The organism is Microbacterium sp. CFSPD4_SD4, from assembly GCF_057364585.1.
In genome coordinates this window covers 1-25,852 of sequence record NZ_JBNFOC010000006.1, presented here as the reverse complement: position 1 = coordinate 25,852, position 25,852 = coordinate 1, and the positions used below count along the sequence as shown (strand labels likewise).

General features: G+C 70.3%; 24 protein-coding genes and 2 pseudogenes. 21 read left to right on the top strand and 5 right to left on the bottom strand.

All coding sequences use genetic code 11. From position 1 onward, the window contains the following. Positions 1–17 precede the first annotated feature (17 nt). Positions 18–1,565 (top strand): CitMHS family transporter, encoded by a 1,548-nt coding sequence (locus AC2W7E_RS10595; protein WP_485989056.1) that lies wholly within the window; start codon positions 18–20, stop codon positions 1,563–1,565. Positions 1,566–1,596: 31 nt separating this feature from the next. Further along, complete coding sequence (locus AC2W7E_RS10590) at positions 1,597–2,031, top strand: phage holin family protein (RefSeq protein WP_249522036.1); 435 nt, start codon at positions 1,597–1,599, stop codon at positions 2,029–2,031. Here AC2W7E_RS10590 and epsC read toward each other — a convergent pair. Together epsC and cysK are read right to left on the bottom strand one after the other, a co-directional pair. Beyond that, entirely contained in the window at positions 2,019–2,588 is a 570-nt protein-coding gene (gene epsC, locus AC2W7E_RS10585) for a serine O-acetyltransferase EpsC (RefSeq protein WP_025103140.1), read from the bottom strand. The genes AC2W7E_RS10590 and epsC overlap by 13 nt on opposite strands. Positions 2,589–2,596: 8 nt before the next feature. Continuing rightward, complete coding sequence (cysK, locus tag AC2W7E_RS10580) at positions 2,597–3,535, bottom strand: cysteine synthase A (protein WP_025103141.1); 939 nt, start codon at positions 3,533–3,535, stop codon at positions 2,597–2,599. Between the two features lie 97 nt (positions 3,536–3,632). Between cysK and prmC the strand changes: the two genes are divergently transcribed. The 16 genes from prmC to AC2W7E_RS10500 all read left to right on the top strand — a co-directional run bounded on the left by prmC (position 3,633) and on the right by AC2W7E_RS10500 (position 19,515). Next, on the top strand, positions 3,633–4,493 hold the full coding sequence (prmC, locus tag AC2W7E_RS10575; protein WP_025103142.1) for a peptide chain release factor N(5)-glutamine methyltransferase: 861 nt from the start codon (positions 3,633–3,635) through the stop codon (positions 4,491–4,493). A 52-nt stretch (positions 4,494–4,545) separates the two neighbouring features. Beyond that, complete coding sequence (locus AC2W7E_RS10570; protein WP_025103143.1) at positions 4,546–5,241, top strand: L-threonylcarbamoyladenylate synthase; 696 nt, start codon at positions 4,546–4,548, stop codon at positions 5,239–5,241. Next, entirely contained in the window at positions 5,238–6,410 is a 1,173-nt protein-coding gene (locus AC2W7E_RS10565) for an MraY family glycosyltransferase (protein ID WP_025103144.1), read from the top strand. Before AC2W7E_RS10570 ends, AC2W7E_RS10565 begins: the two co-directional genes overlap by 4 nt. Next, positions 6,407–6,925, top strand: coding sequence for a Cg1360 family ATP-synthase-associated protein (locus AC2W7E_RS10560; protein ID WP_025103145.1), 519 nt, complete (start codon positions 6,407–6,409; stop codon positions 6,923–6,925). The genes AC2W7E_RS10565 and AC2W7E_RS10560 overlap by 4 nt, the downstream gene beginning before the upstream one ends. Before the next feature lie 111 nt (positions 6,926–7,036). After that, positions 7,037–7,858 carry a F0F1 ATP synthase subunit A gene (atpB, locus tag AC2W7E_RS10555; RefSeq protein ID WP_051582206.1) on the top strand — a complete coding sequence of 274 codons (822 nt, stop codon included), beginning with the start codon at positions 7,037–7,039 and terminating at the stop codon, positions 7,856–7,858. Positions 7,859–7,901: 43 nt separating this feature from the next. Further along, positions 7,902–8,138, top strand: coding sequence for an ATP synthase F0 subunit C (atpE, locus tag AC2W7E_RS10550; protein WP_025103147.1), 237 nt, complete (start codon positions 7,902–7,904; stop codon positions 8,136–8,138). Positions 8,139–8,165: 27 nt separating this feature from the next. Beyond that, positions 8,166–8,744, top strand: coding sequence for a F0F1 ATP synthase subunit B (locus AC2W7E_RS10545; RefSeq protein WP_060922506.1), 579 nt, complete (start codon positions 8,166–8,168; stop codon positions 8,742–8,744). Continuing rightward, positions 8,744–9,535: a F0F1 ATP synthase subunit delta gene (locus AC2W7E_RS10540; protein ID WP_485989055.1), complete on the top strand. Its 792-nt coding sequence runs from the start codon at positions 8,744–8,746 to the stop codon at positions 9,533–9,535. Before AC2W7E_RS10545 ends, AC2W7E_RS10540 begins: the two co-directional genes overlap by 1 nt. 47 nt (positions 9,536–9,582) lie before the next feature. Next, entirely contained in the window at positions 9,583–11,223 is a 1,641-nt protein-coding gene (atpA, locus tag AC2W7E_RS10535) for a F0F1 ATP synthase subunit alpha (protein WP_062634989.1), read from the top strand. 19 nt (positions 11,224–11,242) lie between these two features. Then, entirely contained in the window at positions 11,243–12,139 is an 897-nt protein-coding gene (locus tag AC2W7E_RS10530) for a F0F1 ATP synthase subunit gamma (RefSeq protein WP_025103151.1), read from the top strand. Positions 12,140–12,165: 26 nt separating this feature from the next. Next, the gene (atpD, locus tag AC2W7E_RS10525) at positions 12,166–13,620 is read left to right on the top strand and encodes a F0F1 ATP synthase subunit beta (RefSeq protein ID WP_025103152.1); all 1,455 of its coding nucleotides are present in this window, start codon (positions 12,166–12,168) and stop codon (positions 13,618–13,620) included. A 2-nt stretch (positions 13,621–13,622) separates the two neighbouring features. Then, positions 13,623–13,883 carry a F0F1 ATP synthase subunit epsilon gene (locus AC2W7E_RS10520; protein ID WP_025103153.1) on the top strand — a complete coding sequence of 87 codons (261 nt, stop codon included), beginning with the start codon at positions 13,623–13,625 and terminating at the stop codon, positions 13,881–13,883. Between the two features lie 75 nt (positions 13,884–13,958). Next, the gene (locus AC2W7E_RS10515) at positions 13,959–14,705 is read left to right on the top strand and encodes a YaaA family protein (RefSeq protein ID WP_485989054.1); all 747 of its coding nucleotides are present in this window, start codon (positions 13,959–13,961) and stop codon (positions 14,703–14,705) included. A gap of 139 nt (positions 14,706–14,844) precedes the next feature. Continuing rightward, the gene (locus AC2W7E_RS10510) at positions 14,845–15,642 is read left to right on the top strand and encodes a large exoprotein (RefSeq protein ID WP_485989053.1); all 798 of its coding nucleotides are present in this window, start codon (positions 14,845–14,847) and stop codon (positions 15,640–15,642) included. Between the two features lie 243 nt (positions 15,643–15,885). Then, a complete protein-coding gene (locus AC2W7E_RS10505) occupies positions 15,886–16,683 on the top strand; it encodes a PP2C family protein-serine/threonine phosphatase (protein WP_025103156.1) in 798 nt (265 codons plus the stop codon). Between the two features lie 57 nt (positions 16,684–16,740). Then, on the top strand, positions 16,741–19,515 hold the full coding sequence (locus tag AC2W7E_RS10500; RefSeq protein WP_485989052.1) for an FtsK/SpoIIIE domain-containing protein: 2,775 nt from the start codon (positions 16,741–16,743) through the stop codon (positions 19,513–19,515). Positions 19,516–19,558: 43 nt separating this feature from the next. On the opposite strand, the pseudogene AC2W7E_RS10495 reads toward AC2W7E_RS10500, so the two are convergent. Then, positions 19,559–20,553: pseudogene (locus AC2W7E_RS10495) on the bottom strand (asparaginase). A gap of 81 nt (positions 20,554–20,634) precedes the next feature. Between AC2W7E_RS10495 and AC2W7E_RS10490 the strand changes: the two are divergent. Then, positions 20,635–21,132 (top strand): OsmC family protein, encoded by a 498-nt coding sequence (locus tag AC2W7E_RS10490; RefSeq protein ID WP_249522030.1) that lies wholly within the window; start codon positions 20,635–20,637, stop codon positions 21,130–21,132. Between the two features lie 9 nt (positions 21,133–21,141). Here AC2W7E_RS10490 and AC2W7E_RS10485 read toward each other — a convergent pair whose 3' ends face one another. Beyond that, on the bottom strand, positions 21,142–21,921 hold the full coding sequence (locus AC2W7E_RS10485; RefSeq protein WP_485989051.1) for a lysophospholipid acyltransferase family protein: 780 nt from the start codon (positions 21,919–21,921) through the stop codon (positions 21,142–21,144). A gap of 124 nt (positions 21,922–22,045) precedes the next feature. Between AC2W7E_RS10485 and AC2W7E_RS10480 the strand changes: the two genes are divergently transcribed. Together AC2W7E_RS10480 and dxr are read left to right on the top strand one after the other, a co-directional pair. Beyond that, positions 22,046–23,008 carry an FKBP-type peptidyl-prolyl cis-trans isomerase gene (locus AC2W7E_RS10480; RefSeq protein WP_085607267.1) on the top strand — a complete coding sequence of 321 codons (963 nt, stop codon included), beginning with the start codon at positions 22,046–22,048 and terminating at the stop codon, positions 23,006–23,008. 33 nt (positions 23,009–23,041) lie between these two features. Further along, positions 23,042–24,124 (top strand): 1-deoxy-D-xylulose-5-phosphate reductoisomerase, encoded by a 1,083-nt coding sequence (gene dxr, locus AC2W7E_RS10475; protein ID WP_249522029.1) that lies wholly within the window; start codon positions 23,042–23,044, stop codon positions 24,122–24,124. Positions 24,125–24,136: 12 nt separating this feature from the next. On the opposite strand, the pseudogene AC2W7E_RS10470 reads toward dxr, so the two are convergent. Further along, positions 24,137–25,752 (bottom strand): annotated as a pseudogene (locus AC2W7E_RS10470) (Mur ligase family protein). Positions 25,753–25,852 lie beyond the last annotated feature (100 nt).

The window sequence follows — 25,852 nt, the reverse complement described above, 5'->3', positions numbered from 1 at the left end:
CGACGAAGGAGTCACGCATGTTCCACGCATCGACCGCGCTGATCGCTGCCGCCGAGGAGGAGGCAGCGACCTACGACGTGGCCTTCGTGCCGCCGGAGGGTGTGCTCGTCATCCTCGGCTTCACGATGGTCCTCGTGTTCATGACGCTGATCATGACCAAGCGCCTCACCCCGATGGTGGCCCTGATCCTCGTGCCGACCGCCTTCGGGCTCTTCGCGGGAGCAGGGCTCGGGCTCGGCGACATGATCCTCGACTCGATCGGCACCATGGCGCCAACGGCCGCGCTGCTGATGTTCGCGATCATGTTCTTCGGCATCATGATCGACGTCGGCCTCTTCGATCCCCTCATCCGGCTGATCACGCGGGTGCTCGGCGACGACCCCGCGAAGGTGGTGCTCGGGACGGCGATCCTCGCGGGCGCGGTGTCCCTCGACGGCGACGGCTCGACGACCTTCATCATCACGACCTCCGCGATGCTGCCCATCTACCTCCGCCTCGGCATGAGCCCCGTCGTCCTCACCTGTGTCGCCGGCCTCATGAACGGCACGCTCAACATCGTTCCGTGGGGCGGCCCGACCGTGCGCGCCGCGACCGCGCTCGGTGTCCAGCCGACGGAGATCTTCGTGCCGATGCTCCCCGCCCTCGGCGCAGGCATCGTCGTGACGCTCGGCTTCGCCTGGCTCCTCGGGCTGGGGGAGCGGCGGCGTCTGGGGCGGATCGACGCGGACGGCCGGCTCACCGGAGCCGACGGCGGCGTCCTCTCCTCGGTGCCCCGGATCTTCCGCGGCGCCGAGCTCAAGCCGGGCGCTCGTGCCTCGCTGCGCACCGGCAACCTCGTCGTCGTCGCCGGCGGACACGCTCCGGTCGCCGCCGGGAGCGTCGACCCCGCGGACACGGCGATGGCCGACACCATGCTGGATCCCGCCCGCCCGACCCTGCGTCCGCGGCTGATCTGGTTCAACCTCCTCCTGACCGTCGCGGTCATGGTGCTCCTGGTGATCGACATCCTTCCGCTGCCCTACGTGTTCATGGTCGGCGCGGGCATCGCGCTCGTCGTCAACTTCCGCGGCATCAAGGACCAGGCGGCGGAGATCGTCGCGCACGCCCCGAGCATCGTCGGCGTCGTGTCGATGGTCATCGCCGCCGGCGTCCTCGTGGGGGTCCTCTCCGGCACCGGCATGGTCGACGCGATGGCGACGTGGATCACGAACGTACTGCCGCCCGCACTCGGCCCGTTCCTCGCCCCGATCACTGGCGTGCTGTCCATCCCGTTCACGTTCTTCATGTCGAACGACGCCTTCTACTTCGGGATCCTCCCCGTGCTCGCCCAGAGCGCGGCGAACTTCGGCATCGATCCGGTCGAGATGGCCAGGGCCTCGATCACCGGGCAGCCGGTGCATCTGCAGAGCCCGCTCGTGCCCGCGATCCTGCTGCTCGTCTCCCTCGCCGGGGTGAACCTCGGAGACCACCATCGCAAGGTGCTGTGGCGCGCGGTCATCGTGTCGCTCGTGATGCTGGGGATCGGCATCCTGGTCGGTGCCGTCCCGTTCTTCGTCGCGCAGTGACCGCGCCCCGGTGCCGCGCTAGGCTCGCCCCGTGATCACACTCCTGTATCGCGGCCTGATGTACCTCGTGTCGGCCGGCCTCGGTCTGCTGGCGGCGGACCTCCTCCTCGACGGTTTCCAGATCCAGTGGGACCAGTGGTGGGGGTTCGTCGTGTGCATCGTCGTGTTCGCCGTGCTGCAGAGCGTTCTGTCGCCGTGGGTCAGCAGGCTCGCCGACCGCTATGCGCCCGTGCTCATGGGCGGCATCGGGATCTTCTCCACGCTCATCGCCCTCATGGTCGTCGTGCTGCTTCCCATCGGGGGCCTGCGCATCGTCGACCTGACCGGGTGGCTGCTGGGCGCCGTCATCGTCTGGCTCGTGACGGCGCTCGGCAGCGTGCTGCTGCCGCTCATCTTCCTGCGGCGCCGGATGGAGGGCCGCACCGGCCGTCGCTCGGGTCGAAGGGCTGCGCGTCAGATGGAGTAGTCCGGGGCGGTCAGCAGAGCCCTGGTGTCCTCACCGGCGGTCCGCTGACGCGGCTTCGCCGGCACACCCACGAGCACGCTGTCGGCGGGGGCGTCCTTGGTGACCACGGCGTTGGCGCCCACCACCGAACGGGCTCCGACCGTGACGGGGCCGAGGATCTTCGCCCCCGCGCCCACGGCCACGCCGTCCTGCAGGGTGGGGTGCCGCTTGCCGACGTCCCTGGTCCGGCCGCCGAGGGTCACACCGTGGTACATCAGCACGTCATCACCGATCTCCGCCGTCTCGCCGATGACGACGCCCATGCCGTGATCGATGAAGAAGCGTCGGCCGATCCGGGCGCCGGGATGGATCTCGACGCCCGTCAGCCACCGGGCGACCTGCGACCCGGTGCGGGCGAGGAGCCGGAGGCGCCGCCGCCACAGCGCGTGCGAGATGCGGTGCGCCCAGATGGCGTGCAGCCCCGGGTAGAGCAGCGCGACCTCGACCGCGGTGCGCGCGGCCGGGTCGCGAAGGCGCGCGGCGGCGATGTCCTCGCGCATTCGCCCGATCATGCCCATCGACGACCTCAGTCCTCGCGCAGATCCTCGAACAGGGCGGTGGAGAGGTACCGCTCGCCGGTGTCCGGGATTATCACGACGATGGTCTTGCCGGCGTTCTCCGGGCGCGCGGCGACGGTCAGCGCGGCCGAGACGGCGGCACCGGAGGACATGCCGACCAGCAGACCCTCCTTCGCCGCGAGCGCGCGGGCCACGCGCAGCGAGTCCTCGAACTCCGCCGTGATGATCTCGTCGAGCACCTCGCGGTCGAGCACGTCGGGCACGAAGTTCGGGCCGATGCCCTGGATCTTGTGCGGTCCGGGGTGCCCTTCGGTCAGGACGGGGGAGTCCTTGGGTTCGACGGCGATGACCTGGACCTCGGGCTTCGCCGCCTTCAGGGCCTGGCCGGTGCCGGTGACCGTGCCGCCCGTGCCCACGCCGGCGATGAAGATGTCGACCGCGCCGTCGGTGTCGCGCAGGATCTCCTGCGCCGTGGTCTCGCGGTGGATCTGCGGGTTCGCCGCGTTCTCGAACTGGCGGATCCAGATGGCGCCCGGGGTCTCGTCGACGATGCGCTTGACCTCCTCGATCGCCCCCTTCATGCCCTTCGTGGGGTCGGTGAGGACGATCTCCGCGCCGAACGCCTTGAGCAGCACGCGGCGCTCCTTCGACATCGAGGCGGGCATCGTGAGGATGACGCGGTAGCCGCGCGCGGCGCCCACCATGGCGAGGGCGATGCCGGTGTTGCCGCTCGTCGACTCCACGATCGTCCCGCCGGGGGCGAGCTCGCCGGCGGCCTCGGCGGCGTTGATCATGGCGATGCCGATGCGGTCCTTCACGCTGGACGCCGGGTTGTAGTACTCGAGCTTCGCGAGCACGGTGGCGCCGAGGCCCTCGGTCACGCGGTTGAGGCGGACGAGCGGGGTGTTCCCGAAAGCGGTGGTGATGTCGGGGTGGATGCCGGACATGGGGGAGCCTTCCTGTGCGGGTGCGCTGCCGATCCAGCCTAGGCGAGCGCGATGGGGGACGGGGCATTGTGACGGTCGCGCACTCTACGCTGGAGCCATGCCCGACCTCTCCCTCGCCGCCGCCGTGCGCGCCGCGGCGCAGCGTCTCGCCGACGCCGGCGTGCCCGACCCCCTCGTCGATGCGGAGCTGCTCGCCGGACACGTCCGCGGACAGCGCAGGGGAGAGGTGCAGGCGGCGGTGATCCGCGGCGACCGGCTCACCGATGACGACGCGGCGGCGCTGGACGCCCTCGTCGACCGCCGCGCGCGCAGGGAGCCGTTGCAGCACCTCACCGGAACTGCGCCGTTCCGGCACCTGGAGCTCGCGGTCGGCCCTGGCGTCTTCGTCCCGCGTCCCGAGACGGAGACGGTGGTGCAGTACGCGATCGACGCTCTCCTGGGTTCGGGGGAGCCGTCACCGATCGGGGTCGACCTCGGCACCGGCAGCGGCGCGATCGCGCTCGCGATGGCCACCGAGGTGCCGCACGCCCGGGTGTACGCCGCTGAGCTCTCTCCGGAGGCGCACGCCTGGGCCCGACGCAACGTCGCGGGCGTCGAGAACCTCACCCTCGTGCTCTCGGACCTGGCAGACGCGTTCCCCGAGCTCGATGGCACCGCGAGCGTCGTCATCTCCAACCCGCCGTACGTGCCGGCGCAGGCGATCCCCCGCGATCCGGAGGTCCGGCTGTTCGATCCGGCGCTGGCCCTCTACGGCGGAGAGGACGGTCTCGACGTCGTCCGCGTCCTCAGCACGCGCGCACTGCGACTGCTCCGGCCCGGGGGGACGCTGGTGATCGAGCACGGTGAGCTGCAGGGCGCTCCGATCCGGGAGCTGCTCGCGGCGGACGGCTGGCGGGCCGCGGCCACCCATCGCGATCTGACGCTGCGCGATCGCGCCACCACCGCCGTGCGTCCCTGATCAGCAGACGTCGAGGTCGTCCCGAACCCGCCCCGCGTAGAATCGAACCGTCATGTCCCCCATCTTCGACTGCAGCGACGAGGCGCAGCTGCTCGCCGGGATGCGCAACGCGCGTCAGGCGATCGGCCGCGGCGACCTCATCGTCATCCCCACCGACACCGTCTACGGCGTCGCCGCCGACGCCTTCTCGCCGCCCGCGGTGCAGCGCCTCCTGGATGCCAAGGGGCGCGGCCGCAATCAGCCGCCGCCCGTTCTCGTCGGCACGAAGGAGACGCTGACGGCCCTCGCGGAGGAGGTCCCGGAGCCGGTCCAGCGCCTCGTCGACGCCTTCTGGCCCGGCGGCCTCACGATCGTCCTTCCCGCGCAGCCCTCGCTGGTGTGGGACCTGGGGGAGACCAGGGGGACCGTGGCCGTGCGCATGCCCGAGGGGCGCGTGGTTCTCGAACTGCTGGCCGAGACCGGGCCGCTCGCGGTGTCCAGCGCCAACCTCACCGGCAAGGCGGCGGCGATCTCCGCGCTCGACGCCGAGAAGATGCTGGGCGACAGCGTCGCGGTGTATCTGGACGACGGCATGAGCAGGAACGGCGTCGCGTCCACGATCATCGACGCCACCTCGCTCGTCCGCCGCGCCTCCGACGCCGAGCCGGGCGTGGTCCGGGTCCTGCGGGACGGCGTGGTGACGAGAGAGCAGCTGCGCGAGGTCCTGGGCGATCTGCTCGAGCCGGAGCCGCAGGACGGGGATTCGTGAAGCAGTACCTCTTCACGATCATCGTCACCGCCGCGATCACCTTCGTGCTGACGTGGGCGGTGTGGCGGTTGAGCCTGCGCTTCAAGCTGTATCCCGGCATCCGCGAGCGCGACGTGCACACCACGCCGACGCCCCGCCTCGGCGGCGTCGCGATCTTCTTCGGCATCGTGGCCGCCTTCGCGATCTCGGCGGCCAACCCCTTCTTCCAGAGCATCTGGACGCCCCCGCAGACCATGTGGTCCATCCTCGCGGCCGCCCTCCTCATCGCCGTGATCGGGGTCATGGACGACCTCTGGGACATCGACTGGATGATCAAGCTCGGCGCGCAGTTCCTCGCCGCGGGCATCATCACCGTGGGAGGCGGCCTGCAGATCCTCTCCCTGCCGTTCGGCGACCTCATCGTGGTGTCGAGCTGGCTGAGCATCACGATCACGATGTTCGCGATCGTGATCGTCATGAACGCCGTGAACTTCATCGACGGCCTCGACGGTCTCGTCGCCGGCGTCTGCCTGATCTCCAACGGGGTGTTCTTCGCCTACTCGTACATCTTCACGCGCGACTCCGGTGCCTCGAGCTACTTCAACCTCTCCACGTTCCTCGCCGCGGTCCTCATCGGGGCGTGCCTCGGGTTCCTGCCGTTGAACTGGAGCCCGGCGAAGCTGTTCATGGGCGACTCCGGTGCGCTCGTCATCGGCCTGCTCATGGCGACGTCGGCCATCGCGATCACCGGACAGATGGACCCCTCGGCGCTGGACCCGGAGCGCCTCGGACGCTCGCAGCTGATCGGCGCCTTCCTGCCCATCCTGCTTCCGCTGCTCGTCGTGCTCCTGCCGCTCCTGGACTTCGGGCTCGCCGTGCTGCGCCGGATGAGCGCCGGCCGCTCGCCGTTCTCCCCGGACCGCAAGCACCTGCACCACCGGATGCTGGACCTCGGTCACCGCGACCGCGACGCCGTCCTCATCTTCTACGCCTGGACGGCCGTCATCTCGCTCGCCGTCCTCCTGATGTACGTCGGCGCCAGGGAGGACTGGCCGGGCCAGTACATCCCCGGCGTCGTGTTCGGCGTCGTCGGCATCGCCGCGTGCCTCGTCATCACCCTGAGTCCCACCCGCCGACGCAAGACCGCCGCGGGCGCCGCGCCCGACCCGATCCCTCTGGAGCCCCGATGAGCCCGAGCCCCGTTTCCAGCACCCCGATCCTGCGTCGCACGCTCATCTGGTCGGCCGTGGCCACCGTCGTGCTCGCCCTCGTCGCCGGCGGCATCGGATTCGCCGTCGCGCAGGGGGAGGGGCTGATCAGCGGACTGCTCGGCGTGCTCCTCGCTGCGCTCTTCCTCGGCATCACCGGGCTGAGCATCCTCATCGCGAACCGGTGGTACGGCGACCCGCTCTATGTGCAGCTCTTCTTCGCGATCGTGCTCGGCGGCTGGCTGCTGAAGCTCGGCGTCTTCGTCGTCGTGATGATCCTGCTCGCGGGACAGCCGTGGATCGAGCCGATGGTGTTCTTCCTGTCGATCGTGGCGGGCGTGCTCATGTCGCTGATCATCGACGTGGTCGTCCTGACCCAGATGCGCCTGCCGAACGTCAGCGACACCACGCTGCCCACCGAGGTGCCGGAGGACCGCGCCCCGGGAGCAGCGAACGATGCCCCGGACGGCCCGGCGGACACGGCCCCGCGGTCTTAGGGCACCCTTGGATTCTGATAGTGTTGAGGAGTGCCCGCCGCTCGCCCGCGAGCGCTTGCGCTGTGTAGCACACCGACCATCGTCGCCCCGGTTCTGACCGGTGCCCCGAAGCTGGAGCCCGCGCTGTTTAATCTTGCTGCGACCCTGACCCCCCGACTCGCGTCCTCTGATGGCGAGTTCCACGGCCCTTCGATCGATGAGTTCTTCCCGGAGATCCTCTTCCACGTCGGACCCATCCCGGTCAACCGGATCCACCTGATCCAGTTGCTCTCGGTGATCGCCGTCGTCCTGATCCTCTGGCTCGGCACCCGCCGCATGAAGGTCGTGCCCGGCCGGTTCCAGAGCCTCGTCGAGATGGGCCTCGGCTTCGTCCGCGGCGGCATCGCCCACGACCTGTTGGGCCGCAAGGACGGCGACCGGTTCCTGCCGATCCTCACCACGATCTTCTTCATGGTGCTGTTCATGAACATCACGGGCATCATCCCGTTCCTGAACATGCCGGGAACGGCGATCATCGCGGTGCCGCTCACGCTCGCCGTGGTCAGCTACGTCACGTTCATCTACGCCGGCATCAAGAAGAGCCCGAAGAACTTCTTCAAGAACGCCCTCTTCCCGTCGGGCGTGCCGTGGCCGGTCTACTTCATCGTCACGCCGATCGAGCTCATCTCGACGTTCATCATCCGCCCGGTGACCCTCACCCTGCGACTGCTGATGAACCTCGTCGTCGGCCACATGATCCTGGTCCTCTGCTTCGCAGCGACCCAGTTCTTCTTCTTCACCGCGGGTGGCGGCTGGGCCGCCCTCGGTATCGGAACCCTCGCCTTCGGTGGCGCCTTCACTCTCTTCGAGATCCTGGTGGCCGTCCTGCAGGCATACGTCTTCACCGTCCTCACCGCGGTCTACATCCAGCTCGCGGTCGCAGAAGAGCACTGAGCGGGCGGGCAACAGCCCTCCCACCCAACGAAAGGAAAAACCCGTGGACGCAACTACGGTTCTCGCTGAAATCAACGGCCACCTCGCGGCGGTCGGCTACGGCCTCGCGGCCATCGGCCCGGCCATCGGTGTGGGCATCGTGGTCGGCAAGACCATCGAGGGCGTCGCCCGTCAGCCCGAGCTGGCCGGTCGCCTGCAGGTCCTCATGTGGATCGGTATCGCCTTCACCGAGGCGCTTGCGTTCGTCGGCATCGCCGTCGGATTCATCCCCTTCCCGTAATCCCCACCGACTTCTGAAGGAGACAGGATGCTGAACGCTCTTGTCACGAACCTCGCGGCTGAGGGTGAGGCGGCGAACAACCCGCTGATCCCCGCGTGGTACGACATCATCTGGTCGGGCTTCTGGTTCCTCATCATCCTCGCCGTCGTGTGGAAGGTCGCCCTTCCCCGTCTGACGAAGATGCTCGACGAGCGGTCCGCCGCCATCGAGGGCAACATCGCCAAGGCCGATGAGGCGCAGAAGCAGGCGGAAGCGGCTCTCGAGGAGTACACCCGGCAGCTCGCCGAGGCGCGTACCGAGGCCGGTGAGATCCGTGAGGCCGCCCGTGAGGACGGCAAGAAGATCATCGCCGAGGCGAAGGAGACCGCAGCCAGCGAGGCCGCGCGTCTGACCGCCACCGCGCACACGCAGATCGAGGCCGAGCGCCAGACGGCTCTCGTCTCCCTGCGCAGCGAGGTCGGCTCGCTCGCTCTCGACCTCGCCGGCGGCGTGGTCGGCGAGACGCTCTCCGACGACGCTCGCGCGGCCGCCGTGGTCGACCGCTTCCTCGCCGATCTCGAAGCATCCGACCTTCGACAGGCTCAGGTACCGGGCGGGCAGTCGTAATGGGCAGCGCGACCGCTCAGGCACTCGCGGCATCCACTCAGACGCTTGCCGCAGCGAAGGACGTCACCCTCGAGACCGCGCGCGAGCTGTTCGCGGCCGCGCGGGCCGTGGGCGAATCGTCTCAGCTGAGCGGCGCGCTGGCTGACCCCTCGGCTCCGACCACGGCCCGGCAGAACGTCGTGTCCGCGGTGTTCGGCCAGTACGGCTCCGCAGCGCAGGACGTCCTGCGCACCGCGGTCGCCGAGCGCTGGTCGAACGCGTCCGAGCTGATCGACGGCCTCGAAGAGCTCGCGATCCGGGCGGCGACCATCGCCGAGCCCGGCGCGGACATCGAGGGAGAGCTCTTCGGCTTCACGCGCGTGATCGCGGCGAACCCGGAGCTCGAACTCGCTCTCGGCAGCCGGCTCGGGGGAGAGGACGCGAAGGCCGCCCTGGTCGAGCGTCTCCTCGCCGACGCCTCCGCCAGCGCTCCGACGGCCCTCATCGTCACGTCCCTCGTGCGTCAGCCGCGCGAGCGCCGGGTGCGGCAGCTGCTGAGCCGGGCGATGCGCATCGTCTCGAGCCAGCGCGGCCGCCTCGTGGCCACGGTGCACACGGCGACCGAGCTCAGCGACGCCCAGCGCACGCGACTCGGCCAGACGCTCTCGCAGCGATACGGCGGCCAGGTGTCCCTCAACGTCGTCATCGACCCCAGCGTCGTCGGAGGCCTGCGCGTGCAGATCGCCGATGACGTCATCGACGGCAGCATCTCCGCACGACTCGCCGATCTTCGCCAGAAGCTCGCGGGCTAACACGACTTCGCGCGGGGAACCGCGCACCCAGATACAAAGGGAAGACAATGGCAGAACTATCGATCAGCCCCGACGTCATCCGTGACGCGCTGAAGGATTTCGCCGCCGCGTACGAGCCCACCGGGGCCGCGGCGACCGAGGTCGGCACCGTCATCGACGCCGCCGACGGCATCGCTCACGTCGAGGGACTTCCCGGCGTCATGGCGAACGAGCTCGTGACCTTCGCCGACGGCACCAAGGGTCTCGCGCTGAACCTCGACGAGCACGAGATCGGCGTCGTCGTCCTCGGCGACTTCACCGGCATCGAGGCCGGTCAGGAAGTCACCCGCACGGGTGAGGTCCTCTCCGTCCCGGTCGGTGACGGCTACCTCGGCCGCGTGGTCGACCCGCTCGGCAACCCGATCGACGGCCTCGGCGCGATCGCGACCGAGGGTGTCCGCGAGCTCGAGCTCCAGGCCCCCGGCGTCATGCAGCGCAAGTCGGTCCACGAGCCGATGCAGACCGGCATCAAGGCCATCGACGCGATGATCCCGGTCGGCCGCGGCCAGCGCCAGCTCATCATCGGCGACCGTCAGACCGGCAAGACGGCCATCGCGATCGACACGATCATCAACCAGAAGGCCAACTGGGAGTCCGGCGACGTCAACAAGCAGGTCCGCTGCATCTACGTCGCCATCGGTCAGAAGGGCTCGACCATCGCTTCGGTGAAGGGCGCGCTCGAAGAGGCCGGCGCTCTGGAGTACACCACCATCGTGGCGGCGCCGGCGTCCGACCCCGCCGGCTTCAAGTACCTCGCTCCGTACACCGGTTCGGCCATCGGCCAGCACTGGATGTACGGCGGCAAGCACGTCCTGATCATCTTCGACGACCTGTCGAAGCAGGCCGAGGCCTACCGTGCCGTCTCCCTGCTGCTCCGCCGCCCGCCGGGCCGCGAGGCCTACCCGGGCGACGTCTTCTACCTGCACTCGCGTCTGCTCGAGCGGTGCGCGAAGCTGTCCGACGAGCTCGGTGCCGGTTCGATGACGGGTCTCCCGATCATCGAGACCAAGGCGAACGACGTCTCGGCGTACATCCCGACCAACGTGATCTCGATCACCGACGGCCAGATCTTCCTGCAGTCCGACCTCTTCAACGCCAACCAGCGTCCCGCGGTCGACGTGGGTATCTCGGTGTCGCGTGTCGGTGGTGACGCCCAGGTGAAGTCGATCAAGAAGGTCTCCGGAACGTTGAAGCTGGAGCTGGCGCAGTACCGCTCGCTCGAGGCGTTCGCGATGTTCGCGTCGGACCTCGACGCCGCGTCGCGCCGTCAGCTCTCGCGCGGTGCCCGTCTGACCGAGCTGCTCAAGCAGCCGCAGTACTCGCCGTACCCGGTGGAGGAGCAGGTCGTCTCGATCTGGGCCGGCACCAACGGCAAGCTCGACTCGATCGAGGTCGAGGACGTGCTGCGCTTCGAGCGCGAGCTGCTCGACTACCTGCGTCGCAACACCAAGGTGCTCGACACGCTGCGGGAGACGAACGTGCTGGACGACGCGACCGTCGCCGAGCTCGACAAGCAGACCGACAACTTCCTCCTGGAGTTCCAGGGCGGCAAGGGCCACGCCATCGGCGCCCCTGGTCACGAGGAGCACGCTGCGGCCGAGGCCGAGGACGTCAACCAGGAGAAGATCGTCAAGGGTCGTCGCGCGTAATCGCGTGAGGTACTGATTCATGGGCGCTCAACTCAGGGTCTACAAGCAGAAGATCTCTTCTGCTCAGACGACCAAGAAGATCACGAAGGCGATGGAACTCATCGCGGCTTCGCGCATCCAGAAGGCGATGGCACGCGTCAAGGCGTCCACTCCCTTCGCGCGGGCCGTGACGAGGGCCGTGTCCGCCGTCGCGACGCACTCGAACGTCGACCACCCGCTCACCCGCGAGCCCGAGACGATCCGCCGCTCCGCGGTCGTGATCTTCTCGTCGGACCGCGGCCTCGCCGGAGCCTTCAACTCGCAGATCCTCCGTGAGGGTCTCGAGGTCGCGGAGCTCCTGCGTGAGCAGGGCAAGGAGCCGGTGTTCTACCTCGTGGGCCGCAAGGCCGTCGGGTACTTCCAGTTCCGTCGTATCGAGGCCGCTGCAGAGTGGACCGGCGACACCGACACCCCCTCGTTCCACACGGCGGAGGAGATCTCGCAGACGCTTCTCGAGGCCTTCAACCGTGGGGGAGAGGACGGCGGCGTCGACGAGATCCACCTCGTGTACAACCGCTTCGTCAGCATGATGACGCAGTCGCCGGAGTCCGTGCGCCTGCTGCCGCTGGAGATCGCGGAGGCCGACGACTCGGAGGCGGGCAGCACCGTCTACCCGCTGTACGAGTTCGAGCCCGACGCCGAGACGGTGCTCGACGCGATCCTGCCGGTGTACATCCAGAGCCGCGTCTTCAACGCCCTCCTGCAGTCGTCCGCCGCCAAGCAGGCCGCGACGCAGAAGGCGATGAAGTCGGCCAGCGACAACGCCGACAAGCTCATCACCGACTACACCCGCCTGCGCAACAACGCGCGTCAGGCCGAGATCACCCAGCAGATCGCCGAGATCGTCGGTGGCGCCGACGCTCTCGCATCGAGCTGACAGACCCTCAGGAAAGAGACGAAGAAATGACCACCACCGCCACGGCTGAGCAGCCGGCGACCGCGGTCGTCGGGCGCGTCGCCCGCGTCAACGGTCCGGTTGTCGACATCGAGTTCCCGCACGACTCGATCCCCGACATCTACAACGCGCTGAAGACGACGATCACGATCGGCGAGGAGTCCACCGAGATCACGCTCGAGGTCGCGCAGCACCTCGGCGACGACCTGGTCCGCGCCATCGCCCTGAAGCCGACCGACGGCATCGTCCGCGGTCAGGAGGTGCGTGACACCGGTGAGGCCATCTCGGTCCCCGTCGGTGACATCACCAAGGGCAAGGTCTTCAACGTGATCGGCGAGGTCCTCAACGGCGAGCCCGGTGAGACCATCGAGGTCACGGAGCGCTGGCCCATCCACCGCAAGGCCCCGAACTTCGACCAGCTCGAGTCGAAGACCACGATGTTCGAGACGGGCATCAAGTCGATCGACCTCCTCACCCCGTACGTGCAGGGTGGGAAGATCGGTCTCTTCGGTGGTGCCGGCGTCGGCAAGACCGTCCTCATCCAGGAGATGATCCAGCGCGTCGCGCAGGACCACGGTGGCGTGTCGGTGTTCGCCGGTGTCGGTGAGCGCACCCGTGAGGGCAATGACCTCATCCACGAGATGGAGGAGGCGGGCGTCTTCGACAAGACCGCCCTCGTCTTCGGCCAGATGGACGAGCCGCCGGGGACGCGTCTGCGCGTCGCGCTGTCGGCTCTGACGATGGCGGAGTACTTCCGTGACGTGCAGAAGCAGGACGTGCTGCTCTTCATCGACAACATCTTCCGCTTCACGCAGGCCGGTTCCGAGGTCTCCACGCTGCTGGGCCGCATGCCCTCCGCCGTGGGGTACCAGCCGAACCTCGCCGACGAGATGGGCCTCCTCCAGGAGCGCATCACCTCGACGCGCGGTCACTCGATCACCTCGCTGCAGGCGATCTACGTGCCGGCCGACGACTACACCGACCCGGCTCCGGCCACGACCTTCGCGCACCTCGACGCGACGACCGAGCTCTCGCGTGAGATCGCGTCGAAGGGTCTGTACCCGGCCATCGACCCGCTGACCTCGACGTCGCGCATCATGGACCCCCGCTACTTGGGCGAGGACCACTACCGCGTGGCCACCACGGTCAAGCAGATCCTCCAGAAGAACAAGGAGCTGCAGGAGATCATCGCCATCCTCGGTGTCGACGAGCTCTCCGAGGAAGACAAGATCGTCGTGTCGCGTGCACGTCGCATCCAGCAGTTCCTCTCGCAGAACACCTACATGGCGAAGAAGTTCACGGGCGTCGAGGGCTCGACCGTGCCGCTGAAGGAGACCATCGAGTCGTTCGATGCGATCACCCGCGGTGACTTCGACCACGTCGCCGAGCAGGCCTTCTTCAACGTCGGTGGCATCTCCGACGTGGAGGAGCGCTGGGCGCAGATCCAGAAGGAGAACGCCTGACCATGGCGCTGCATGTCAGCCTCGTCTCCGCCGACGCGGAGGTCTGGACGGGAGAGGCGAGCCTCGTGGTCGCCAAGACCGTCGAGGGCGAGATCGGCTTCATGTCCGGTCACGAGCCGGTGCTGGCCATCCTCGCCGAGGGCCAGGTCCGGATCACCCAGACGGATGGCGCCAAGGTGCTGGCGAACGCGCAGGATGGATTCCTCTCGATGGAGGGCGACGTCCTGACGATCGTGGCCGGCAACGCGGCACTCATCTCCTGACAGTCCTGTACATCGCGTCCGCCTCGACACCCGCCCGGGTGCCGAGGCGGACGCGTCTCTTTTCCCCGAGGTTTCATGAAGATCCTGCTCCCGCCGTCCGAGACCAAGCGCGAGGGCGGTGACGGCAGCCCGCTGGACGTGTCGGCGCTCGCGCTTCCCGATCTCGCGCCGCAACGGAACGCCGTGATCGACGCGCTCATCGCTCTCGCGGACGACGAGGATTCAGCGCGCCGCGTGCTCAAGCTCAGCGAGCGCCAGCGAGGAGACGTCGCACACAACAGGGCTCTGCGAAGCGCACCCACGATGCCCGCGGTGGACCGCTACACCGGGGTGCTGTTCGACGCCCTCGACGCGGCATCGCTGTCCACCGCGTCCCGCCGCTGGCTGGATGCCCATGTGTGGATCCACAGCGCCCCGTTCGGCCCCGTCGCCGCCCTGGACGCGATTCCGACGTATCGGCTCGCTGCCGGCACGGCGCTGCCCGGAGTGGCGCCGCTCCGCCGCCACTGGGCCGATCCGACGGCGGCGGCGATCGCGGCCGACGCCCCCGCCTTCGTCCTCGATCTGCGCAGCGAAGCCTACGCGGCGCTCGGTCCGGTCCCGGGCGCGGTGTCGTCGGCGTACGTGCGGGTCGTCACGGAGCAGGGGAGAGCCCTGAACCACTTCAACAAGAAGAGCAAGGGGCTGCTCGTGCGCGCGCTGGCGGAGGATCGTCCGAGGCTCGGCTCGCTCCGTGCGCTGCAGCGGTGGGCCCAGGCGCATGACGTCGTGCTCCGGGACGGGAAGGTGCCCGGCGAGGTCGAGCTGGTCGTCGCCGACTGACGTCCGCCCCGAGCCCGGCGAATCGCCTCCGGCGGTCGTTGCCGCCCCCTGGGCGCACCGCTACCATGTCCAATGCGAGGCGGGGAGTCTCGTGGTGGGGGACGAAAGCCGTCTCCCCTGACCAGAGAATGTGAGCCTCATGGGTTACGACGACTACGGAGCGGGCTATCTCGGCCTGCTCTTCGCCTACTTCTTCGTCATTCTGCTGATCGCGGTCGCCGGATACGTCCTGGTGTCGCTCTTCTACATGAAGATCTTCCAGAAGGCCGGAGTCCAGGGGAACTGGCGCGCCTGGGTGCCGGTCTACAACTCCATGATCTTCTTCAAGCTCGGCGACCTGAGCCCGTGGCTCGTCCTCTACGGGATCGCGGGTGCCGCGCTGCTGAGCTGGATCGGCATCGGCTTCCTGTTCTCGCTCGCCCTCGGGGTGCTCTCGGCCATCGCCGCGTGGCGCGTGGGTCTCAAGCTCCAGAAGGACGCCGTCTGGGTCGTCCTCTACGTCTTCCTCGCCGTCGTCTGGCTCGGCATCAACGCCTTCGACAAGTCGCGCTGGAACCCGAACATCCAGCAGGCACCGTGGGCGGGCAACGGATTCCTCGGCGACCGCACGGTCTGGGACGGCATCCCCGTCCAGCCCGCCGCGGCCGCGCCGCAGCAGGGCTACGGCGCGCCCCAGGGGTACGGTGCCCCGCAGGGCTACGGCACCCCTCCGCAGGGGTACGCTCCTCCGACGCAGCCGTACACCCCGCCCGCCGCTCCGGGCTACGCACCGCCGGCCGCGCCGACCGCTCCGGCGACGGGAGCGCCGATCCCTCCGGTGCCGCCCACCACTCCGCCGGCTCCGCCCACCACGCCTCCCGCGCCTCCGGCGGCTCCGCCTGCGGCGCCTCCGGCTCCGCCGACCACGCCGAACGATCCCACGCAGCCTCCTGCGTGACGACGGTGGAAGAACCCCCGGTCTCCGGACCGGGGGTTCTTCGCGTCCGTGGTGCCGGCACGCCCCGACATGCCGCTAACGTGGAGGCATGGACTCGTCGCACCGGAGGGCCGTGCACTCTCCTCCTTTCGTCCCGCGCCCCGTTCACAGAGACCCCGGTGCGGAGCAGGAGAGCGAGTTCCACTACGATGTGTGAGTATCCTGCGCCCGTCCCCTTCGCCGCAGGTCCATCGGAGGCAGTTCGTGGCTGAGACCAAGACGCACACCGTCACGGTTGCGCATCGTCCGTTGCTGCTGTCCTGGGCCGGGGTCACCGACCAGGGGCGACGCCGGGAGACGAATCAGGACGCGCTGCTCGCCGAGTACCCGTTGTTCATCGTCGCAGACGGCATGGGCGGCCACGCCGGCGGGGAGATCGCCAGCCAGAGCACCGTCACCCGGCTGCGCGCGGTGGTGGACGCGGACGAGGTCTCTCCGTCCGCGATCGAGAAGGCGCTCGCTCTCGCGGTGGACGACATCGCCGGGCATCCGGACACCACCGATGAAGGCACCGGCACCACGCTCACGGGTGTGTATCTCGATGAGCGCGAGGGGGAACCGCACTGGGTGGCGCTGAACATCGGCGATTCCCGCGTGTATCTCCTCCGCGACGACCGGCTGCTGCAGGTCACGACGGATCACTCCGTCGTGCAGGAGCTCATCACGGCGGGCAAGCTCAGCCCGGAAGAGGCCGAGGGACACCCGTACAGCAACGTGATCACCCGCGCCGTCGGCGCCAGTGAGCTCACCGCGCCGGACTACGTGACCATCGACGTGCGGCCGGGAGATCGCTTCGTGATCTGCTCCGACGGACTCACGAAGGAGCTCACGGACTACGGCATCCAGCACTTCCTCCGCGCGCACGCCGATCCGGGGGAGAGCGTCGACGCGATGCTCGCCGCGGCTCTCGACAACGGCGGTCGCGACAACGTCACCGTGATCGTCCTGCAGGTCAGCGACCCCGAGGACTCCTCCTCCCCATCCGACGACTCCGCGGAGTAGCGCCCCGCAGCCTGTGGAGAGGCCGCATCGGCACCGGGGGTGGGATGCACTGGGGGCATGGACCCTTCGCCGCTGCTCCTGCCGTCCGCATCGACACCGCTCCGCCGCCGCCCGCTTCCCCTCGTCGCCGCCGTCGTCCCCGTGGCGGCCGGCCTCGCGCTCTGGATGACGACGGGGGCCGTGCACGCGCTGTGGTTCGCGGCTCTCGGTCCCCTGATGCTGGGCGCTTCTCTCCTCGACACGGCCCGGTGGCGCCGCCGGGAACGGAAGGCCGACGCGCTCAGGGTGAGCACCGCCTGGGCCGACATCGAGGCCGAGCTGCATCGTCGCCACGCGCAGGAGCGGGCGCAGGGGGACCGCCGTCATCCGGATGCGGCATCCTGCATCCGCGACCGACCGTTGCGGGATGCCCGACCGCCGGGCGACGACACCCCGCTGGTGGTGGGACGCGGATCCCGGGCGAGCGGGGTGCGCTGCGAAGGCGGTGACGACGCCCGTGCTCACGCCTTCCGCCGCCGCTGCGCGGTGTTGGAGGACGCGCCGTGGGTCGTCGCCCTCGGCCGTGGGGTGTGCCTCCGCGGCCGGGAGCCGCTCGTGCAGGCCGCAGCTCGCGCTCTCGTGATCCAGCTCTGCCTGCGCTTCTCGCCGAGCGTGCTGTCCCTCGTCGGCGACGAGGGGTGCGACCCGGCGCTCCGAGCGCTTCCGCATGCGCAGCGAGCGCGACGCGGCGGATTCCGTCTCGCCCTCGCCACCGGTTCGGCCGGCGGGTCGGGGCCACGTGCGGATGCCGTGATCTGGACCGTTCCGTCCGGCGCCGAGGTCCCGGAGGGCATCACGACGGTGATCGACATCGAGGAACCGGGCGCGGCCACGCTGCGGACCCCCGACGGCGAGGCCGACCTCGCCGTGGAGTTCCTCTCGTCCGCCCAGGCAGCGGCCGCGGCAGAGCTGTGCGGCGCGCGGGACGGGGCGGGGCCCGCCGTCACCGAGACAGCCCTGCGAGACCTTCCGCAGCCGCCGGCGGGGCCGGGCCTCCGCGTCGCGCTGGGCACCGGGAGGGATGGCGCGCCCGTGGGAGCCGACATCGTCGAGGACGGTCCGCACGCCATCGTGACGGGGATGACGGGCACGGGCAAGAGCGAGCTCCTCGTCAGCTGGGTCGTCGCGGTCTGCGCGGGACACGGCCCTGACCGGGTGAGCTTCCTCCTCGCGGACTTCAAGGGAGGAACGGCCTTCGACCGGTTGCGCGGTCTGCCGCAGGTGGTCGGCGTCATCACCGACCTCGATGAGACGGAGGCGCGACGCGGGGTCGCCAGCCTCGCCGCCGAGATGCGGCGTCGCGAGGCAGCCCTCGCCGCGATGGGCGCCCGGGACGTGCGCGAGACCGACCTGCCCCGTCTGGTCATCGTCGTCGACGAGTTCGCCGCCTTGCTGCAGGAGCACGCGGAGCTCGCGGCGGTGTTCACCGATGTCGCGGCGCGGGGGCGTGCGCTGGGCATGCACCTGATCCTGGGCACCCAGCGCGCCGCCGGTGTCATCCGTGACGCTCTCGCGACGAACTGCCCGCTGCGGATCAGCCTCCGCGTCGCGGAGGCCGCCGACAGTCGAGCGGTGATCGGGACCGGGGAAGCGGCGGATCTGCCCGGGGGCGCGGACGGGCGCGGTCGGGCGCTGCTCCGACGCCCCCAGGACGAGGAGCCCCACCCCGTGCGCACAGCGCTCGCGGATGACGAGCACATCCGTCGCATCGGGGAGCGGTGGTCCGGTACGACTCCGTCCGCACCGCCGTGGCACCCGGCCCTCCCCACGCACCTGCCGCTCGAGACGCTGCGGGCCGGGTCGAGGACGGGCGACCGGAGAACCGGGGAGGGGCCGCTGATCGTGCTCGGACGCGCCGACGACCCCGACCACCAGGCGCAGCCGCTGGAGGTCCTGCGTCCGGGGCACGAGCGCGGCCTCGCTGTGCTCGGCGCTCCGGGGACCGGCAGGACGACAGCGCTGCGCGTGATCGCCGCGCAGTATCCGGAATGCACGTGGTTCCCTGATGACCCCGAGAGCGCCGTCGATCAGCTCCTCGCATGGACGGAGGAGGACGGCGCTCCGTCCGATGTCGTGCTCGCCGACGACCTCGACGCTCTCCATGCGGCGCTGCCTCTCGAAGACGGTCAGGACTTCGTCCAGCGCTGGGAGCACCTCGTACGGTCGAAGGCGGCCGTCACCTGGGTGCTGGCGGCGAGCCGGGCCGTGGGCCCTCTGGCGCGCGTGTTCGATGCGCTTCCGCGACGGGCGGTGCTCCGGATGCCCACCCGGGTCGAGCACCTCGCCGCCGGTGGCGAGCTGGCGGCCTTCCGACGAGACCGGCCGCCGGGGCGGGCGGTCCTCGAGGAGCGGGAGATGCAGTTCGCGTGGATCGACACCGAGGGCGTGCCCGTATGGCCGGTGCAGCCCCTCCGAAAGGTGGCGCCGGCCTGGGCACCGGCGGGGGAGCTGACGGCGCTGGTCACCCCGGGCGCGGCCTCGGTCGTCGAGACGCTGGCCTCGGCGCACCCGGAGTGGGACGTGCAGGCCGCGGGTGCCGAGACGAGCCGGAACGGCAAGCCGCTCGTGCTCGTCGCCGATGCCGAGAGCTGGCAACGTCACTGGGCGCTGTGGCAGCGGGTGCGGTCGCACGGGGAGGTGCTGATCCGGGCGGAGCGGCCCAGCGAGCTGCGTCAGCTCGTCGGCATCCGCGCTCGCCCGCCGTACGCCCGACCCGACGCCGGACGCGCGTGGTCCGTGATCGGCGACCGCGCACCCCGGCGTGTGGTCATCGATGCTCTGGGGCGTCGATGACCACCCGCCGGCGGCACACGGATCCCGTGCCGCGGATATGCGGTCAGATACCCGCGCCGGGCCGGACGACGCCGACGCGGGAGCCGCCACCGAGCACCGCGAGCGGCAGGGCCTCGGCCAGCGCGGTCACGTCGGCCTCGCTGAGGCCGCCGGCGCGCGCCAGCAGCGTGGCGGCCACGATCGTCGATGCCCGGGCACCGCCGTCCAGCATCTTGAGGGCGACCGTGGTCCCGTTCGGAGCCACCATCACCATGACGCCCTCCGCGCCGCCCTTCGCGAAGACGCCGAGCCGCTCGATCGCGATCGTGTCAGGCGCCCCGGACCATCGATGGTCCAGGGGTTCTCGCGGACGGCCTTCACCAGGGCGCCGGCCACCCGATGCAGCGCGAACGGGGAGCGCTCGGAGGCGGTGCCGACGCGGTGGATCGCACGGGCCAGGCCCGTGAGGGTGAGGGCGTACACCGGGGCGCCGCAGCCGTCGATCGCGGTGTGCGCCATCTTCTCGCCGGTCAGGCGTTCGATGACGTCACGGATGTGGGCCTGGAGCGGGTGGGTCGGATCGAGGTAGCCCTCGACGGGCCAGCCGGTCGCGATGCAGGCGCGGAGCATCGCGGCGTGCTTGCCCGAGCAGTTCATCCGGACCCGCGCCTCCTGGCCGTGCTCGCGCACCATCTCGTCGCGGGTCGCGGAGTCGCTCGGCCACGCCGGGGGACAGGCGAGGTCGTCCTCGTTGAGGCCGCCGGCGGTGAGCATCTCGCGAACGACCTCGGCGTGCCGGTCGGTTCCGGAATGGCTGGCGGTGGACAGAGCCAACTGCTCTCCCTCGAGCACGGCGCCCGCCGTGAGGCAGGCGACTGCCTGCAGGGGCTTGAGGCTGGAGCGGGGGAGGATCAGTGCCTCCGCGTTCCCATGCCGCGCGACCACCTCGCCCTCGGGCGACAGCACGACGGCCGCACCGGCATGACGCGACTCGATGAAGCCGCTCCGCTCCACGACGGCGAGTTCGACGGAATCCTGAACGGTGAGAGTCTCCAGCACCCGACAACTCTACCGGCGGGTGCGGCGCGGCTCCGTCGAGGGCGGAGCCCGGGTGTCGGCGCCGCCTGGCAGACTGGGCGCATGCCAGAGCAGACGACTCCCCGGGCCCTCGGCGAGCACCGCTACGCCCTCACCTCCACCTGGACCGGCAACGCCGGGTCCGGCACGAGCGGTTATCGCGACTACCGCCGTGACGTCACGATCGAGGTCGAGGGGAAGCCCGAGCTGCTCGCGTCGTCCGACAAGCCCTTCCGCGGCGATCCGTCGCGCTGGAATCCGGAGGACCTCCTGCTGGCCTCCCTCTCGGAGTGCCACCTGCTGTCCTATCTGCACGCGTGCGTGACGGCCGGCGTGGTGGTCGTGTCCTATCGCGACACCGCGAGCGGCCTGATGCGCGAGAACGGCGCCGGCGGCGGGTCCTTCGTCGAGGTGCTGCTGCGACCGGAGGTCGTCGTCGCCGAGGCGTCGATGATCGAGGCGGCCGAGCGGGCGCACGCCCAGGCGAACGAGTGGTGCTTCATCGCCAACTCGGTCAACTTCCCCGTCCGGCACGAGGCGACGGTGCGGGCCGCCGGCTGAACGGGCCGCTCAGCGGCGCTCGTGCGGGAGCGCCTGCTTGATCTTCTCGATCGTGTTCTGCGCCGGCGCCTCGTTGTAGGTGCCCGCGAGCTCCTGACCGGAGAGGGCGTGGATCGCGGCCATGATCTCGTCGGTCGCGAGTCGGCGCGCGCGGCCGCTCGTCGCCGGTCCGTGCGGAGACAGATCCAGGGGCTCCCCGAAGCGCACGGTGATCCGCTCGGACAGCGTGGGCATCTTGGCGCCGACCGGCATCACCTTGTCAGTTCCGATGAGTCCCACGGGGACGACGGGGGCGCCGGTCTGCAGGGCGAGGAACGCCACGCCCGTGCGGCCCTTGTACAGCCGGCCGTCGGTGGAACGGGTGCCCTCGGGGTACAGCGCGACGGCGAGGCCCTCGTCGAGGAGCTGACGCTGCAGGTCGAGGGCGTCGAGCGCCGCCTGGCCGGCGCCGCGGCGGACCGGGATCGCGCCGATCGCCTCGAAGAACGTCTTGGACGCCCAGCCCTTCACGCCGGTGCCCTCGAAGTAGCTCGACTTCGCAAGGAAGTGCACGGGCCGCGGAGCCGCCACCGGGATGGCGATGGAGTCGATGAACGACAGGTGGTTGCTGGCGAAGATCACCGGGCCGGTGGTGGGGACGTGCTCGCGTCCTTCGATGTGCGGCCGGTAGACGATCCGGGCGAGCGGGGCGATGAGGCTGCGGCCCAGGGCGTAGGTGAACCCGGCGTGCCGGGGCTTCGGGGAGTCCTCTGAGGGGGTTTCGGGGTCCACGGACTGCTCAGAGCTCATCAGAGCAGGCTACTCCCGGATCCATGCCGACGTGGGAATGAAGACTCGCGCCGCCGCTTCCCAGCGCGAGCAAAGGGCGATGAGGCAGGATGGAAGCTCCCGCCCGCGATCGTGAGGTCTTCCTGTGCGCACCCGTCCGCTGCTCGTCCTGTCCACCGTCGCTGCGGCGACCCTGCTGCTGGCGGGCTGCTCCGGGAATGGCGATCCGCAGAGCACCTCCTCCCCGGACGCCTCCGGGTCGAGCCAGTGCCTCGTGAACGCGAAGGCCGGCGACACCTCGGACGCCATCGAGGTGGACGGCGAAGGCCTCGACGCCAAGATCACGGTTCCCGACGATGCGGAGTTCGCGAACGTCGAGCGGACCGTCGTGTCCGAGGGCGAGGGAGACGACCTCGCGGCGAACGACCTCGTCTCCGTCCAGTACCAGATCGTCGATGCCGCCAGCGGCGACGTGGTCGACTCGTCGGCGCGCGGCGAGGACGGCACTCTCCCCGTGCTCCTCGACCCGAATCAGTCGTCGCTGTTCGTCGCCGCGCTGGAGTGCGAGCCGGTCGGATCCCGCGTCGTCCTCGCCATCCCCGGCAGCGCGCTCGGTGAGGGGCAGAGCAACATCGTCGTCTACGCGGAGGCCGTCGACCGACTCCCCGAGGTCGCGACCGGTGAGCCCGTCGAGCCGACCGCCGGCATGCCCGAGGTCGAGCTCGACGACGACGGCAAGCCGTCCGTCACGATCCCGGACGGCGACGCGCCGACCGAGACGAAGGTCTCCGTCCTCAAGCAGGGCGACGGTGCGACGGTCGCGTCCGGCGACCTCGTGGTCGTGCAGTACCTCGGCGTGAAATGGTCCGACGGCGAGGAGTTCGACTCCAGTTGGAGCCGCGACGCCGCCCCCGCGCAGTTCCAGACCACGGGGGTCGTCGCCGGCTTCCAGAAGGCGCTCGAGGGGCAGAAGGTCGGTTCGCAGGTCCTCGTCGTCATGCCGCCGTCCGACGGCTACGGCGCGAGCGAGGGCCACGAGCTGCAGGACGAGAGCCTCGTGTTCGTCGTCGACATCCTCGCGACGACCCCGGTCCAGCCGCAGCAGTAGGGCCGCCGTCGCGGCGTGTCCTAGGCTGGCGTCATGCGTCGCGTCATCATCCTCGGCTCCACCGGTTCCATCGGCACCCAGGCGCTGGATGTGATCCGTGCCAATCCTCGACGCTTCGAGGTCGTCGGTCTCGCCGCAGGATCGAACGCGGCGATGATGGCCGAGCAGGCGGCGCAGTTCCAGGTGGAGCACACCGCTCTGGGCGCCGCGGAGGCGGAGCAGCTGGTCCGTGACGTCGAAGCCGATGTGGTGCTGAACGGGATCACCGGCTCGATCGGTCTGGGCTCGACGCTGGCTGCGCTGGAGGAGGGGCGGACGCTCGCCCTGGCGAACAAGGAGTCGCTGATCGTCGGCGGTGATCTGGTGCTCGCCGCGGCGGCGCCCGGTCAGATCGTCCCCGTGGACTCCGAGCACTCCGCCCTCGCGCAGGCTCTGCGCTCCGGTACGCACGACGAGATCCGTCGGCTGGTGGTCACGGCCTCGGGCGGGCCCTTCCGCGGGAAGTCGCGCGACGAGCTCACCGCTGTCACGCCGCAGGATGCGCTCGCGCACCCCACGTGGAACATGGGACGCACCGTCACCACGAACTCCGCCACGCTGGTCAACAAGGGCCTCGAGGTCATCGAGGCGCACCTGCTGTTCGACGTGCCCTACGACGACATCGACGTCGTCGTGCACCCGCAGTCGATCGTGCACTCCATGGTGGAGTTCATCGACGGATCCACCATCGCCCAGGCCTCTCCGCCGGACATGCGGCTGCCGATCTCGCTGGGCCTCGACTGGCCGCACCGGGTGGGCGGTGTGGGCCGCCCGCTGGACTGGACCACCGCCACGTCGTGGACGTTCGAGCCGCTCGATGACGACGCCTTCCCCGCGGTGGCACTCGCGAAGGCGGTCGGGCGTGCCGGAGGCACCTTCCCCGCGGTCTACAACGCCGCCAACGAGCAGGCCGTGGACGCGTTCCACGAGGGACGCCTGCCGTTCCTCGGCATCGTCGACACCGTGCAGCGGGTCGTCGACGCGCACGACGCTCCGGACACGCTGACCGTGGAATCGCTCGCGGCGGCGGAGGACTGGGCGCGGCGGAAGGCCGACCAGCTCATCGCCGCCGCCTGACGCGGCGCGGGGTCAGTCCTCGTCCGGGTACGGCACGGGCCAGCGCGGCTCCGGGACGGGCCATCCGGCGGCCTTCAGCGCACGCCGGGAGAGCTCGCGGGCGGAGTACGGCGTCCGCACTCCGCGGATGTCGCGGTAGTCCTGGTGGCCGGGTCCCGCCCAGAGGATCGCGTCGCCGTCGCCGACGAGTCCGACGGCGGCCACGATCGCGGCCTCCGGCGGGGAGTACTCGTGGATCTCGGCGTCGGGACGGGCGCGACGCGCGCCCTCGACGAGCGTCGCGCGGATCGACGCCGGGTCCTCGAACCGGGGGTGGTGATCGGTCACGACGAGGATGTCGCTGCCCTCCACCGCGGTGCGGGCCATGTCGAAGCGCTTGCTGGCGTCGCGGTCCCCGTCGGCCCCGAAGAGCATGAGCACCTTGCCGGGGGTCACCCGCCGCACGGCGGCCAGGGTCTTCTCGAAGGCGTCGGGCGAGTGGCCGAAGTCGACGAAGACGGCCGGCCCTTGCGCGCCCGAGACGAGCTGCGTGCGACCGGGCAGGTAGGCCCGGATGCCGCCGTCGCGCTGCACGGCCCCGACGATCCGCTCCCAGGCATAGCCGCCCTCGAGCAGCATGACGATCGCCAGCGCCGCGTTCGCGGCCATGTGCGGACCGATCACGGGGACGGTCGTGGTGAGCGTGCCGGCCGGTCCCGTCATCGTGAACGTGGTGCCGGTCGCCCGCTCGTCTCGATGACGACCACCCAGTCCGCTCGCGATGCCTGATCGGCGTCGGCGGCGATGGAGGGCGTCCCGACGGTGACGACGGGGATCTCGGAGCGTTCGACGACGAGGGCGCCGGAGGACGAGTCGAGGCAGACGACGCCGCGCACGGCGCGGTCGGGGCGGAAGAGCGGCAGCTTCGCCTCGAAGTACTCCTCCATGTCGGCGTAGTCGTCGAGGTGGTCGTGGCTGAGGTTGGTAAACCCCGCGACGTCGAACCGGATACCGTCGACGCGGTGCCGGGACAGGGCCTGGGCGCTGACCTCGACCGCGACGGCTTCGACCTCGCGCTCCCGCATCAGCGCGAGGAGGGCGTGCATCTCGGAGGCCTCGGGGGTGGTGAGCCGCGAGACGATGACCTCGCCCGCGATGTGCCGCTCAGCCGTGGAGGAGAGCCCGGTGACGACGCCCATCTGCTCGAGGATGCCCTCGAGGAGGTGGGAGACGCTCGTCTTGCCGTTCGTCCCGGTGGTCGCGAACAGGAGGGGGAGCGGATCCTCCGCGCCCGTGCCGTACACCCAGGCGCTCAGCGCGCCGAGCACGCCGCGGGGGTCGTCGACGATGAGGATCGGGAGGCCGGCGTCGGCGGCGATGTCGGCACCCGCCTGGTCCGTGATCACCGCGACCGCTCCCTTCTCGGCGGCGGTCTTCGCGAAGTCCGCGCCGTGGCGGTTCACGCCGCGGATGGCGACGAAGGCCTCACCCGGGCGCAGATCGGCCGTGGCGAGGGTGATGCCACTGAGAGCGACGCCCTCCACGTCGCCCCGCACGGAGCGGGCGAACAGGGAGGCGAGTTCGGACAGCTCGCGCCGGGGCGGGTTCGCCGGGCGGAGCACGGGGGGCAGGGTCGGCTGTTGTTCCATCGACATGTCGTCTCCATGTTCTCACGGCCGCGGTGTCAGCCCGGGCGGGTCGCGCGCGCGCCGGAGCCGGCGCGCGGACGGGGTCGAGGCGCGGCGGCGG